The organism is Bacillus sp. JJ1533, assembly GCF_036965045.1.
Lineage (GTDB): Bacteria > Bacillota > Bacilli > Bacillales > Bacillaceae_L > Ferdinandcohnia.
This window is the reverse complement of record NZ_JBALOV010000053.1, coordinates 53460-67637: the sequence shown is the minus strand read 5'-3', so window position 1 is coordinate 67637 and position 14178 is coordinate 53460. Positions and strand designations below refer to the sequence as shown.

The 14178-nt window shown below is 39.0% G+C and carries 15 protein-coding genes and 1 riboswitch; of the genes, 7 read left to right on the top strand and 8 right to left on the bottom strand.

Translation table 11 applies throughout. The features are described 5' to 3' along the window. Positions 1-150: 150 nt before the first annotated feature. Positions 151-1194, top strand: coding sequence for a DmpA family aminopeptidase (locus V7138_RS23830; RefSeq protein WP_335402359.1), 1044 nt, complete (start codon positions 151-153; stop codon positions 1192-1194). A gap of 21 nt (positions 1195-1215) precedes the next feature. After that, complete coding sequence (locus V7138_RS23825) at positions 1216-1917, top strand: gamma-glutamyl-gamma-aminobutyrate hydrolase family protein (RefSeq protein WP_335402357.1); 702 nt, start codon at positions 1216-1218, stop codon at positions 1915-1917. 30 nt (positions 1918-1947) lie between these two features. Here the strand turns inward: V7138_RS23825 and V7138_RS23820 are convergent, their stop codons facing one another. The 3 genes from V7138_RS23820 to V7138_RS23810 form a co-directional block, all read right to left on the bottom strand. Continuing rightward, a complete protein-coding gene (locus V7138_RS23820) occupies positions 1948-2268 on the bottom strand; it encodes a hypothetical protein (protein ID WP_335402356.1) in 321 nt (106 codons plus the stop codon). 145 nt (positions 2269-2413) lie between these two features. After that, the gene (locus V7138_RS23815) at positions 2414-3412 is read right to left on the bottom strand and encodes an HAAS signaling domain-containing protein (protein ID WP_335402355.1); all 999 of its coding nucleotides are present in this window, start codon (positions 3410-3412) and stop codon (positions 2414-2416) included. Next, the gene (locus V7138_RS23810; RefSeq protein ID WP_335402354.1) at positions 3399-3746 is read right to left on the bottom strand and encodes a PadR family transcriptional regulator; all 348 of its coding nucleotides are present in this window, start codon (positions 3744-3746) and stop codon (positions 3399-3401) included. The genes V7138_RS23815 and V7138_RS23810 overlap by 14 nt, the downstream gene beginning before the upstream one ends. Positions 3747-3881: 135 nt before the next feature. Continuing rightward, positions 3882-3991: riboswitch (TPP riboswitch) on the top strand. A 56-nt stretch (positions 3992-4047) separates the two neighbouring features. Here V7138_RS23810 and thiM point away from each other — a divergent pair. From thiM to thiD, 3 genes are read left to right on the top strand one after another with little or no spacing between them, the layout of a single operon-like run. Further along, positions 4048-4872, top strand: coding sequence for a hydroxyethylthiazole kinase (thiM, locus tag V7138_RS23805; protein ID WP_335402353.1), 825 nt, complete (start codon positions 4048-4050; stop codon positions 4870-4872). Then, complete coding sequence (gene thiE / locus V7138_RS23800) at positions 4859-5506, top strand: thiamine phosphate synthase (protein ID WP_335402352.1); 648 nt, start codon at positions 4859-4861, stop codon at positions 5504-5506. Before thiM ends, thiE begins: the two co-directional genes overlap by 14 nt. Position 5507: 1 nt before the next feature. Continuing rightward, positions 5508-6287: a bifunctional hydroxymethylpyrimidine kinase/phosphomethylpyrimidine kinase gene (gene thiD, locus V7138_RS23795; RefSeq protein WP_335402351.1), complete on the top strand. Its 780-nt coding sequence runs from the start codon at positions 5508-5510 to the stop codon at positions 6285-6287. 24 nt (positions 6288-6311) lie between these two features. Here thiD and V7138_RS23790 read toward each other — a convergent pair whose 3' ends face one another. Next, positions 6312-7082, bottom strand: coding sequence for a class I SAM-dependent methyltransferase (locus V7138_RS23790; protein WP_335402350.1), 771 nt, complete (start codon positions 7080-7082; stop codon positions 6312-6314). A gap of 127 nt (positions 7083-7209) precedes the next feature. Continuing rightward, entirely contained in the window at positions 7210-8472 is a 1263-nt protein-coding gene (locus V7138_RS23785; RefSeq protein ID WP_335402348.1) for a HAMP domain-containing sensor histidine kinase, read from the bottom strand. Between the two features lie 254 nt (positions 8473-8726). Here V7138_RS23785 and V7138_RS23780 point away from each other — a divergent pair, with 254 nt between their 5' ends. Continuing rightward, the gene (locus tag V7138_RS23780; protein WP_335402346.1) at positions 8727-9380 is read left to right on the top strand and encodes an oxidoreductase; all 654 of its coding nucleotides are present in this window, start codon (positions 8727-8729) and stop codon (positions 9378-9380) included. A gap of 42 nt (positions 9381-9422) precedes the next feature. Here V7138_RS23780 and trhO read toward each other — a convergent pair whose 3' ends face one another. Genes trhO through V7138_RS23765 form a run of 3 tightly spaced genes read right to left on the bottom strand, consistent with a single transcriptional unit; the run spans position 9423 to position 12402 of the window. Next, on the bottom strand, positions 9423-10346 hold the full coding sequence (gene trhO / locus V7138_RS23775; protein ID WP_335402345.1) for an oxygen-dependent tRNA uridine(34) hydroxylase TrhO: 924 nt from the start codon (positions 10344-10346) through the stop codon (positions 9423-9425). Positions 10347-10403: 57 nt separating this feature from the next. After that, the gene (locus V7138_RS23770) at positions 10404-11168 is read right to left on the bottom strand and encodes a TatD family hydrolase (protein ID WP_335402343.1); all 765 of its coding nucleotides are present in this window, start codon (positions 11166-11168) and stop codon (positions 10404-10406) included. Further along, positions 11161-12402: a helix-turn-helix domain-containing protein gene (locus tag V7138_RS23765; protein WP_335402342.1), complete on the bottom strand. Its 1242-nt coding sequence runs from the start codon at positions 12400-12402 to the stop codon at positions 11161-11163. The genes V7138_RS23770 and V7138_RS23765 overlap by 8 nt, the downstream gene beginning before the upstream one ends. Positions 12403-12659: 257 nt before the next feature. On the opposite strand from V7138_RS23765, the gene V7138_RS23760 reads away from it, so the two are divergent. Continuing rightward, positions 12660-13961, top strand: coding sequence for an MFS transporter (locus tag V7138_RS23760; protein WP_335402341.1), 1302 nt, complete (start codon positions 12660-12662; stop codon positions 13959-13961). Positions 13962-14178: the final 217 nt, after the last annotated feature.

Below are 14178 nucleotides of genomic sequence, written 5' to 3'. Positions count from 1 at the left end.
ATACAACCACGCAAGTCCCCAAACCCATCCCCCCCCAAAACATAATACCCCAACTTCAAATAAGCAAACAATCTCTTTTAACCCTGTACTCATCCCTGCCCATCTAGCCTATACTGATAACAAACAATAATCGGGAAAGGGTATTTGAATATGCAAAAAAGATTACGAGATTACGGTATCCAAATTGGTACTTTACCAACAGGTTCACTCAACAAAATCACGGACGTCAAAGGGGTGAAAGTTGGTCACTCCACAATATCAAAGGGTGAAATCCAAACTGGGGTGACAGCGATTATCCCGCATGAACAAAATATTTTTAACAATAAAGTCGTTGCTGCCTCATATGCTATGAATGGGTTCGGGAAGACGATGGGGACTCTACAAATCGATGAGCTTGGCACGATTGAAACGCCGATTCTTCTGACAAATACATTGAGTGCGGGGGTGGTTGCAGATCATCTTATCGGCTATAGCTTAGCGCAAAATAAAGAAATTGGCGACACTACTGGAACTGTAAATCCTGTCGTTGGTGAATGCAATGATATGTTTTTAAATAATATTCGAAACCAGTCCATCACAGCAAATCATGTCCGTGAAGCGCTGGAAACAGCAACAACTCATTATGAGGAGGGAAGTATCGGAGCCGGCATGGGCATGAAATGTTTTGGATTAAAAGGGGGAATTGGCTCGTCATCGAGGATCCTTACATACCCGCATGGTACTTACACTCTTGGGGTATTGGTGCTCTCGAACTTTGGTGACCTAGATCAGTTCCGCCTGAATGGCAAACATGTAGGTCCAATGATTAAAACCAAGCTTCCTGTTACAACATCGGATGGTGACAAAGGCTCTATTATGATTATAATCGCAACCGATTTACCTGTGACCTCACGCCAATTAAAACGAATTATCAAGCGTGCTTCAGTGGGCCTTAGCAGAACAGGATCATTTATTGGGAATGGAAGTGGGGATGTTTTCATTGGCTTTTCAACTGCTAACAAAATTAGTCATGACAACCATAACACATTACAAACATTTAAAGCCGTACATGAAGATGACCTTGATCAAGTATTCTTAGCAACGGCTGATGCGACAGAGGAAGCCATTTTACAATCGTTGGTTACTGCAAAAACGACTATAGGTCGCAATGGTAACACTCTCTATTCATTGGCCGATTATATGGATGAAATATGATTAAAATGAGGAGGAATCCACATGAATAAACCGATTATTGGTGTTACCTCACATGTTGAGTTGGATTCTAAACATACTCTGTCGAATGATTATGTTCAAGCGGTTATTCAAGCCGGTGGCATTCCAGTAATATTGCCAATCGGGATTGACGAAGATGTATCACAGCTTGTAAGTAAAATAGATGGACTCCTTTTAACCGGGGGAGGGGATATAGACCCTACACTATTTGGGGAAGAACCCCATCCAAAGCTTGGGACCATTTCACCTGGAAGGGATGAATTGGAACCGGTGATAATTAAAGAGATGCTTGCAGCAGATAAGCCGATTCTTGCGATTTGTCGAGGCATTCAAATCTTAAATATCGCGCTTGGAGGAGATATGTATCAGGATATTTATTCACAGCATGAGACCCAACTGCTTCAGCATTCTCAAAAAGCAACAAGGTATCATCTTGCCCATTATGTAAAGGCGAAGGAAGGCAGTTTACTAGCATCAGTGGCTGGGACAGCAGAGTTTAAGGTGAATACCTATCACCATCAAGCTGTTCGCCATGTGCCATACCCACTTGATGTATCTGGGGTAGCTTCAGATGGAGTTATTGAGGCAATTGAAAGTACGGGACATTCTTTTGTGTTAGGGGTTCAGTGGCATCCGGAATGCTTGGCAGTTCAAGGGGATGAAATTGCAAAGCGTATCTTTACTAGATTTGTTGAGAGTTGTTAATAATAAAGGAGTTTAGCCAATACTAAACTCCTATCTCCAATACTCCAAATACTCATAGTTGTCAGTCGGCACTTTTTTAACCACTTCATTTGCTTCATTGCGGTAAACCTCATACTCGCGGTAGATGTCAACTTTATTTCCATTCACCATTTCCGTGTCAACGAACTGCATTTCCAATTCAGGAACTAGTCCTTCGATCATTTTCTCATCTGGATTTGCCGTGACTTCTTCGTTAGAAGACATGCCAGAGACCGATATGGCATTTTTGTACTCAAAGACATCATCCGCTTCAATTATGCCTGTCACGAATATGATAAAAAGTATACCAATCGCAGCTAAAAATTTATTCAAACTCACCAAACTCCTTTTTCCATATCTACTACTCATCTATATGCATCCTGAAAAAAGATTAGGACAACTAATCAAGTAGAGCGAAGGGTAGTTTGGTAAAATGCGAAGATAATGGGAACTATCCCCGTGTTTTCTTGTAGCTAAATTATCGTATATTGGCTTTGCGAATCCCATCAAATATAGAGATAGCTGCAGAAACAATAAATGAAGCAAGTACAGTGGCAATGACCCATATTTTAAACTGATTATCACTGATATTAAATAAATCAGTCATATAGGAGATAAAATCTTGGTTTAAGATATTAGGATCTAAAAAGATGATGATAAGGATTATAGTTGAAAATACTTGAAAGATTGTATTGAAGATAGCCATTCTTTTCGTCCAATGTCCTTTGATTAGTTTATAAAGGGCTAATGCTATTTCCAATCCGATTACAATTACAACGATCGGCCAAAACGTAAGCAAAACCTCTTGATTTAAGGCTGGGGTTACAAATTCTAGACCGTTATTTCCGCCTTCGTAGATACCTAGAAGCTGATTGGCATAAAAATAAAGAGTTGCCCAGATTGCCGTCCAAAATAAGGCACCAAATACTTCAAATTTTGAAATTGCTTTTTTCTTAGGAATATAGGTGATATTTTTCAAATCATCTGGAGTCCATTTTTGAAGACTAGTTGTTAGAGGTTGGTCATCTTTTCCTTTATCTACTCTTTCGATAACAGCAAATACTATGGTGAACCAAAAGAATGTTTGAATTGAAACGTCAATGATTCTCCAAATCCCAGTGCCTATGATATCCAAAACGACATTAATAATCGATTCTCCACTTTGGTACCCGATAAAATATTCTGCAAACATCGTGATGAATGCAACAACCGCGGCAATCGGCACAATCATTTTTAACAAGTTTACATACACGTCAAAATAACGTGGACCAATAAGGTACATTGGTCGCTCTCGATAATTGTTAGCCAATTTTACAGGGCTCCCTAATTTCTCGAGTGCAGTTTTTACATCTGCTTCATTGTAATCATCTGGCAACATATCCTCGATGGTCGACCTTAGTTCAAGTGCGATATCGTCACGCATTTTTTCAGGAAGTCTTCTTGTTACCTCCTGAATATAGATATCAATCAGATTCATAATCTTCCTCTCCCTCTAGCAAGCTATATAGCTCTTTTGAACTTTGAATCCACTCCTTTTTTAACTGTAAAAAAATCTCGAGCCCGTATTCACTTAAAACATAGTATTTTCGGGGTCTGCTTTCAGACGTATCCCAACTGCTTGTGACCAATTCCTGTTTTTCAAGTCTGCGAAGCAAGGGATATAAGGTACTTTGGTCAATCGAAATTCCCGAACCCTCTAATAATTGAACAAGGGAATACCCATATTGCGGGGTTCGTAATTGACTTAAAACCGCCAGTGTCAATGTTCCTCTTCTAAGTTCAGTCATTAATGAGTTTAATAAGTTACTCATTCACCCACCTCATTTTTTATTACTATATGACATACAGTATTTGTTTTATACTATGTAACGTACACTATTGTTGTGACGAAAGCAATAAACCATTTTAATGACAGATTTTTTTCGTATGGTATAATAAAAACAATTAAATATAAATAGGGGAGCTCACACATGTGGGCTGAGAGTAAGCGAAACGTAGCTTTGACCCTTAACCTGATTTGGATAATGCCAACGTAGGGAATATAGTAAGTATGTGTATTCATGCGGTATATCTTTTTCAGGTATACCGCATTTTTATTTAGGAGGAGAAACAATGTTTGAGCAAATCATCAAAAATGTAAGAGAAAAAACACCGCTTGTACATAATATTACAAACTATGTGACGGTAAATGATGTTGCAAATATTGTGCTTGCTTGTGGAGGTTCACCGATTATGGCTGACGATCCAAAGGAAGTGGCGGATATTACAAGTATTTGTAACGCGCTGGTCATTAATATTGGAACATTGAATGAACGAACGATTGAATCGATGATATTAGCAGGAAAAGCTGCAAATCAATTGGGTCATCCTGTTGTTTTAGACCCGGTTGGGGCAGGGGCATCGAGCCTAAGAACGGATACGGTCTATCGCCTTTTAAACGAAGTAAAGTTTGCTGTAATCCGAGGGAATTTATCAGAGATAAAAACCGTTCATGCTGGTAGTGGCCATACAAAAGGTGTGGATGCAGCCGATGAGGATGTCATGAATGAAGGAAATATAAATGAAATGGTTCAATTTGCGAAAAGGGTAAGCAAACAAACAGATGCGGTTATTGCAATCACAGGTGCTATTGATATTGTTGCAAACCAGGAAGATGCTTTTGTCATCAGAAATGGTCATCCAATGATGTCTAAAATTACAGGAACGGGATGCATGCTTTCAGCGGTAGTGGCTGCTTATTGTGGTGCAAATCCTCAGGAAATTTTAAAGAGCACGGCCGCTGCGGTGAGCGCGATGGGGTATTGCGGAGAACTGGCACATCAAAAAGTTGAAGAACTAAATGGGGGCACCTCATCATTTCGAACCTATTTGATTGATACGATAAGCAAATTAGATTATACACTACTCCAAGGTGGGATGAACATTGAAAGTCGATAAAAATGAAATGCTATTATACGCAGTAACAGACCGTGCCTGGACAGGCAATCAGACTTTAATCGAGCAAGTAGAAGCAGCGCTACAAGGTGGCATTACTTTTCTGCAACTAAGAGAAAAAAAACTCGATTATGATGAGTTTTTACAGGAAGCAATCGAACTTAAAATGCTAACTGCTTTTTATCATGTTCCATTTGTGATTAATGACAATGTCGAGATTGCACTAGCATGTGATGCAGATGGTGTGCATGTTGGCCAAGGGGATATGCCTGTTGAAAAAGTCCGTGAGTTAATTGGAACGGATAAAATTCTTGGGGTATCGGCTCAAACTGTGGAACAAGCCATTGCTGCTGAAAAAGCAGGTGCGGATTATCTCGGGATAGGGTCTGTCTTTCCGACAAACACAAAGCTGGATGCGGAGCCGATGGCATTTGAAACTGTCCGAGAAATTTGCAGAAGCGTTTCGATTCCAATCGTTGCCATTGGAGGAATTAACAAAGAGAATGTTTTAGACTTGGCTGGAAGTGGGGTAGATGGAGTCGCTGTTGTGTCTGCAATCTTTGCACAGTCCGATATCACTACAGCCACTAAAGAATTGCGAGAACTTTCAACTGAGATGGTAAGGAGGGGAAATTAACATGAAAAAGGTCCTAACGATTGCAGGCTCTGACTGTAGTGGGGGTGCGGGAATTCAAGCGGATATCAAAACAATCACTGCTCATAAAATGTATGCGATGAGTGCCATTACGGCTCTGACCGCTCAAAATACCACAGGGGTATATGGCGTGCTTGATTCCACTCCTGAATTTGTTGGCCAACAGCTTGATTGCATAATGACTGATATTTTTCCGGATAGTGTAAAAATAGGGATGGTGTCCTCACCTGAAATTATTAACAAAATCGTGGAGAAAATAGAGGAATATCAACCTCGAAATATTGTGGTAGACCCGGTCATGATATCAACAAGCGGTAGCAGACTATTGAGTGAATCAGCAATGGATGCCCTCATTACGAGATTAATCCCTCTTGCGACCATTATTACACCGAATATTCATGAGGCTGAAGCCCTTTGTGGAATGGAGATTCGGACGAAGGAAGACATGCAAGTGGCGGCTCAAAAATTATCCGAAATGTATAAGGGTGCGATTTTAGTTAAAGGGGGTCATCTTGAGGATACAGCAGACGATCTCTTATATAGCAATGGGGAATTTACATGGTTCCCGGGAAGTCGTATCGATAACCCAAATTCCCATGGCACAGGTTGTACACTATCCTCAGCCATTGCTTGTAACTTAGCTGCTGGCTTAGATATAAAATCAAGTATACAAGAGGCAAAACGTTATATTACAGGAGCATTAGAAGCGGGACTGGACCTTGGAAAGGGCAGTGGACCTCTGAATCATTGTTATGATTTATAAAAAAGTGGGGGATGCCCCACTTTTTTATAATTTTGTCGCCTTTAGCACAACTGCTTCTCCTTGAAAGGATATGATGGTATGATTCGTAATTTGAATTCGAAACTTCTGTTTGATGTTGTTTGGAGCGTGTAACATGTAGGCATTTAGTTCTGCCTTTTCTTGATCTGACACATGCATGCGGTTGCACCAGCTCTCGAATTCAAAGGTCTTTTCAAAGCGATAGAGTTCTTGGATTTCAAAGCTTTCCTTTTCTAACATTTGGAGCCACTCTGATTTTTTCCAAGCACGGAAATGACTGTTGTCTCGCTTTTTTTCTACCGTATTATAAAACGCATCGAATTCATCATTTTCGGGAGCAACATTATCATCCAATAAAAACTGTCCACCTGATTTTATTACCCGTGATACTTCGCTTACGAAGCTTGTAATGTTAGGAAAATGGTGAGGTGCGATCCGGCATGATACGATATCGAATGTCTCATCTGAGAATGGTAGTTTTTCAGCATCGCCTTCAACAAATTCAACATTATCATGGCCATTTCCTTTGATAAACGTTTGAGCGGCAGCTAACATTTCGGGTGTTAAATCAAAAGCAATCACCTTTTTAACAAAGGGCGCGAAGGCATTCGCAGTATGTCCACCACCAGTAGCAATATCAAGTGCCAGTTCCGTTCCTTGGGCATCTGCCATTGCAACCAATGTTTGTAAATCCCCACCTTTACGATGTCCTTCACTTGTTACGTAAGATGCAGCGCTCCGACCAAATTGCTTTTTCACTTCCTTTTTTATATCCATCTTGTAACCCCCAGTACACTTTATACCTTTCATTTTATAGTAAAATTTTACATAAGAAAATGATAAAAAGATTATGAAATGAGATAAGAAAAGGTTATGATGCTGCAAATAAAAATAACCCCACGATTTACTCGTGGGGGTCATCTACGGAAAGGACGGAAGGAAATTGGAAAAAGAATTCGGTTCCTTCTCCAACTGTACTTGAAACACGAATCGTGCCATTCATCGCTTTTACAATACTGTAGACGACCATCATCCCTAGACCCGTTCCTTTTGGTCCTTTTGTGGAGTAATAGGGTTCACCAAGTCGGTCAATCTGTTCCCTCGTCATGCCCATACCTGTATCTCTTATGATAATGCTCACATCTGAACGGTCATAACCCGTTTCAATATATAATTGTCCGCCACCTGGCATAGCTTCGATTGCATTTTTCATGACATTAATGAAGCACTGGTGAAACTTCTGGCGGTCACCTTTGATTGAACCAATTAAAGCAAAATCTGTAATGATTTCCACGGAGTTCTGATTCGCGGTTGGCCGTATGATCGAGATAACCTGTTGCAATTCGCGTTTTATTTGAATCAATTCCACTGTTTCAAATGCTGGTTTTGAAAAAGTCAAATAATCCTGAATAACCCGTTCAGCAGACCCTAATTCTTCCTTAATGATAGATAGGTACTCCTTTTGTTTATGGCGGGGGAGGGTATTTGACATTAACAGCTGTACAAAACCCATTGCTGCTGTTAAAGGATTTCGAATTTCATGGGAGATCGCAGCACCTAATTGCTCGACTGCATGAAGTTTTTCTGATTTTATAATTGTTTGTCGCATTTGAAGATTATTCCGGAAAAACTCGGTTAAATAGGACATAATGCCCAAACCAATTGCTGGAATAACTAAATAGGCGAACCAAGCATCAACCGTATTGATGGTTGGCTTCGAAAATAAAAGAGCTGTCGCTGTAAAGAACGATAAGATTAAGGTCATAATGACTGATATGCATACACGTTTCATTGAATGCTGTTTCCAGAACCATGGGTAAAGCTTCCATAAGATGAGAGCTAATGGTAAGTAAAGGAGAATTGTTGCATAAAATCCAAAGTTGATTCCATAGATTCCTCTAATTATAATGACCGTTAAGCATAAGATCGGACCAAGTCCAAGATATAGACCTCCGATTAAAACAGGTAAAAGCCGAAGGTCAAAATAGAAAACAGGGGTAGGCTTATAGGAAAATAGAAAGCAAACCAAAATTAATCCAACTAATCCTAAATAGGCTTCCCGTTTTGAAAGGGTTAGGTTTCGTTTTCGTTCAAACCATATTAATCCGATAAAAGAAAGAATGATTAATAATGAAAGATTAAATAATAAGTGTTTGGTAATTTCCATAGCTCACCTTCGACCAAAAGTAGTAATAAAGTTTTACAATATATTAAATAGTTCGACAATAGGTACTTCTATTATAATACAGATTCAAGAACTTTGCTTACTATAAATGAAATTTTTGGAAGGAAATGTTGAATATATATGGTGCTTTATACCCATTGTTGTATGTCTGTAAATAATACTAAGTATAAATGATTTAAATACGTTATATTTAAGATGAAATAGATCCGTTTTTATAATGAAAGGAAGTAGGCAAAGTGGAACGGAAAACAGCATTAATCGCAGGGGCGACAGGGTTAATAGGAAATCAACTTTTACAGCTGTTACTAGATTCTTCTAATTATAAAAAAGTATATGCCATCGTTCGCAGACCCCTTGAGATAAAAGATCCAAAATTAACAGAGGTAGTCGTTGATTTTGACCGCCTTGACGAATATAAACAGTATTTTGCGGTTGATGATGTGTTTGTATGTTTAGGAACAACGATTAAAAAGGCGAAGACACAAGAAGCGATGTATAAAATTGATGTCGATTATCCAGTTGAGATAGGGAGAATTGCGAAGGAGATGGGTGCAACACATTATTTAGTGGTCAGTGCCATGAATGCTGACAAACAATCTAAAATATTTTACCCAAGGATAAAAGGGGAACTTGAGGAAAATGTTCAGAAACTAGCCTTCGACACTCTTTCTATCTTTCGCCCTTCTCTTCTTCTTGGAAATAGGGACGAATATCGCCTAGGAGAAGAATTAGCAGCTGTATTGTTCAAGGGCTTGAAGTTTCTATTCGTAGGTCCCCTCCGAAAATATCGGGCAGTTGAAGGAAAAACCGTTGCAAAAGCGATGTACAAAGCAGCACAAGAAAAAGAACAAGGGAAAGTGTTTTTTACCTCAGAGGAGATCGGAAAGTAAGGAACAAAAAAACTGCTCAGTATTCGCTGAGCAGTTATCAAGTTACACCAATTGATTTTCTTTTACATAACGATTGTGAGGGTGGTCCTTGCATTCTTGGCTGCAGGATCTGTAATGCTCATGCTCACAGTCTTCACATAGGAGAAGATGTTTGTTGCACTCGGGGTTTCCGCATTTCACATAGCGTTCCTCCGGCTTTCCACAGTGAAAACATTTCCCAACCACTGTTTCCTCACCGGTTCGATTAACAGGTACAGAAATACGTTCGTCAAACACATAACATTTTCCGTCCCAAAGCGCACCCTTTGCCTCGGGGTCATAACCGTAAGTGATGATGCCGCCTTCAAGCTGAGAAACATCCTTGAATCCTTCTTTCACAAGGAAACCAGAAAATTTTTCACAACGAATGCCGCCTGTACAATAAGTTAAAATTTTCTTATCCTTGTGCTCACTTAAATTTTCCTCTACCCATTTTGGCAGTTCACGGAAAGTTTCAATATCAGGGCGAATTGCTCCTCTAAAATGACCAAGATCGTATTCGTACGTATTACGTGCATCAAGGATGATGACATCCTCATTTTGCATCGTTTCAAGAAATTCCTTTGGAGGAAGATGCTTTCCAGTGATTTCATTAGGATTTAAGTCTTCTTCAAGATTTAAATTCACAATCTCTGGTTTGACCTTTACTTTTAGTTTCTTAAAAGCATGGCCTTCGCTTTTTTCAATTTTAAATACCATGTCAGAAAAACGAGAGTCATTTAACATATATTCCATGTATTTTTCTGTTTGCTCAACAGTACCTGAAACCGTACCGTTGATTCCTTCTGTTGCGACAAGGATTCGACCTTTTAATCCAAGCTCTGTACAAACTTCAAAATGCGTATCTCTAAAAGCCTGTGGGTCATCGATTTCGATGTATTTGTAATAAAGTAACACTTGATAATCCAATTTCTTCACCTGTTTCATTTAATGCTGTTTCTTTAGGTATGATATCAAAAAATCTGGTTCATGTTAAAGTACTTTTTATTTCCTGTAACAATGAATTGAATTTAACATGAGTTGTTCTTTCAACTCTTGAATATCTTGGCTAAATAAAGTAGCAAGTTGACTCACTATACTGCGTAAAAATAAGGGTGAGGTTGATTGGTTTTTAAACTCTCCCTCATATGGCCATGGCCCATCGGTTTCGATTAAAAGTTGGGAAAGCGGAACTTGTTTCGCTAGCATTTGATCACGGGAACGGTAGCAAACTTCAGGTGTAACAGAAATAAAATAGCCAGCTTTAACAATTTTGTTTATCACATCTTCAGGTGCCTTTAGCCAATGAAAATGGGCTTCAGTTATTTGTTTGTCCTGCAAATGGTCAAATACCATTTCTGCCTTATCATGAACAGCGTGGAGTGCAACAGGTAGCTGGTGCAAAGCAGCAACCTCAAGGCAACGGGTTAATAAATCACTATAGTGCTCTAGGGAAACTGGAAGCTTTTCAAGATTGTAATGAGGTAGACCAATTTCACCAATTGCTACAATCTTTTTCCTTTCAATCTGTACTAATCGCTCCCATTCAACAAAATCCTGTTCCAATGGTAGTGGTTGTTCAGGATGAAATCCAACAGCAGCATGGACAAAGTTCGGAAATTTCCCTTGTAGTTCAAGCGTCCGGTAGGAGGAGGGAAGATCATTGGAAACGGCAATGACTCCCTTAACCCCAGCTTCTTGCCAATTTTCGATTTGGGCTGGAAGCTTTTTAGCTTCATATTGCTCAAGATGAATATGAGCATCAATCATGAGTTTCACCGTTTAAAGCCATAATTTTATGATACGTTTCTTCACTTAATTTTTTATAAGGAGAATCAGGCAGAGCATCAAATAGGTCAACTGCTTTTTTCGCTGCTTTTAGTGCCTCATTGAGGTTTCCTAGTTCGACAAGACATTGCGCCTTATGCGTTTCTTTTAAATAAAATTGCGATAGGTCGAATGGATGACGATGATAATCGGGAACCTCAACTTGATTAAAATAGTCAATGGCTTCTTGATATCGACCAAGTCCTCGTAATGCCTTTCCTTTTTCTAGATAAAACCACTCCTTCAATTGTTGTTGCTGAAATTCCGGACTCGCTAAAAATTGATCCACGATTTTAAGGGCTTCACTGTAATCATGCTTAACGGAATTAAGTGATTCAATGTAAAAAAGCTGCGATGAAATCTTGGACATTTTATCGTCTGAAAATTCAGCATACTGCTTTAATTTGGTTAAATAATATTCATGTAATTCTAGGTCATTGGCCATCATGGAGTAGGCTGCGGCAAGTCTGTATAAATCATCAATTAAATAAAATATTTTATTTTTTTGTGAAAAGGAAATTGCATCTTCCATGACACGCTTGGCCGATTCAATATCACCTACAGCAAAATAAAGAATGGCCTCTTGATAATCTAGGTCCAATCTTGAAACAGGGTCGATAAAAACGTGTTTGTTTTCTATTTCCTTTCGTTCATGGAGTATTGTAGTTAGTGCTTCTTCATATTTATAGTCCAAGAAGTAAACAAGCCCCCGAAAGACAGCGATACTGGTCCTTTTGGTCGTGACATTCATTTGGTCATATAGGTGTGCTGCTTGCTCAAGTGGTTGTTTCCAATCCCCCTGCTTTTCCCAATAAAGACTATATCCGTATAGCTCCAATAATCTTGCGGCTACATATCCCTGGTTTAATTGTGAAACAAACGGTTCAATTAGTGTTATAAGCTTTTGGTATTTATCAAGGTTTTTTTCATGTTCAAGTACGAATATTTTTTCTGCTTGATCCAATATATCTTGTAATTCATCAAAATTAACCTCATTCAAAAGCTGCGATAACTCGATCTCAAGTCGTTCCGCAATATAGGTTAAGCTCTCCATTGATGGATTTGCTTTATTGTTTTCAATAAGGCTGAGCATGCCCTTTGTTAGTTTTGTTCCTGCAAGCTCTTCTAGTGTTAATTTCTTTTGTTTGCGTAATTTACGGATGCGCTCACCAAGCATGAGACATAGGCACTCTCCCTATTTTTTAGTATTGTCCAGCTCCAGGCGCCATCGGCTCTAGGTCATAAGCCAATCGCTTCGGAAGGTAAATTGCACCTTCTGTCAGCGCTTGTCTTATGCTTGTCGCCTAAAGCCTAGCACCTGCCGCTTTTCTGTTTTTTTGTTTAATTATATTAAACTTTTTGTTGAAAAGAAAGTATAATGATGATATGATTTGTTTAATCAAATTAAACTTTTCCGTTATTGGAGGAATTTTCATGAATGAAGAACAAAAGCTTAAACGAGCTACGTATCATTTATTTACCTTTACAATCAGTAAAATCATTTCCTCATTCGGCGCACAAGTATACGCATTTGCCATTAGTTTTTATATACTTCAATTAACAGGTTCTGCAACAAGCTTTGCGACAAATCTGATTTGTAATCTATTGCCAAGGGCACTTGTTGCTCCGCTTGCTGGGTATGCAGCTGACAAATTTTCTCGGAAAAAAATCGTCATTATTTCACAGCTTGTAACGACGTTAGCAATCATTGGGTTGCTTCTTGTCAGTATGACCTATGGTCTCTCCTTGTTTGCGATTTACACGACAACGGTTGTATTATCAATTGCAACTTCCTTCACAGGAGTAACTTTTACTTCATCGGTTACAGGCTTAGTTGATGAGGACCGTATCCAACGTGCAATGTCTCTTAATCAAATTTCAATGTCATTTGCAGCAATCGGTAGTCCAGCAGTAGGTGGACTTTTATATGGGACTGTATCTATGGAAGTATTCTTGGAAATGTATATTGTGGCTTCCGTGCTTGCCGTTATCCTTGAATCAACAATGAACTTCAATTTGTTCTCAAAACGGAAGGCTAAAGATGAACAGGATCAAAAAGAAACCATGTGGCAAAGCATGAAAGCTGGAATCCGTTATCTGAAAACGAAACAGGTTCTGATGATCATGATTTGGATTTCCTTAATCATCAACTTCTTATTTGGTGCATTTGAGGTCGGATACTCATTTATCTTAATTGAAAAATTAAAGCTAGCTTCCCAACATTTTGGATTTACACAAGGTGCTTTTGCAGTAGGAATGCTGGTATTCTCGATTTACTTCTCGATTCGAAAAGAAGTGAAGTTTCCATTCCTTGTGTCTAAGCGCGGAATTATTGGGTTAGGCGTTATCATGGGAGCGATGGCGATCCCATTAATGATTTCATTATCTTACTGGTCAGTGTTTGCTTACTATTTTGTATTAATGTTTACTTTCGGTAGCATGATCATTGTTGTCAATACACCAATTCAAGTGATGATGCAAAAAATGATTGATGATGACTTCAAAGGTCGCGTGTTTTCCATATTGGAATCAATGGCAGTTGCCTTAATGCCTCTTGGTATGATTATTTTCGGCTATTTGTATGATGTCCTGCCAGGTCAATACATTCTTATTACATCGGCTGTTGCATTAATTGGCGTTACTCTCATTCTCGCAAGACCAAGCGTCATGCGAAAAGCACATCCAGAAATAGATGAGAAGAAATCGGTTGTGGAAAAAGCAAGTACGGCTTTATAAAAGAATGAATGTGCTCGTAATGTAAAGTGACAATTCATGGTACCGCATATTTTTTGTAGTCGGAATATAAATGAATCTCATTAGAAAACGCACAGTGTAGAGGGGAACTGTGCGTTTTAAACTTTTGTTTCGATGTTTTGTGGAATTTAATGTTGATCTGAGGGAGATTGAATTGGAATAGAGTTGATTTTGACAGGACCCGGAAGAAATGAGGGAA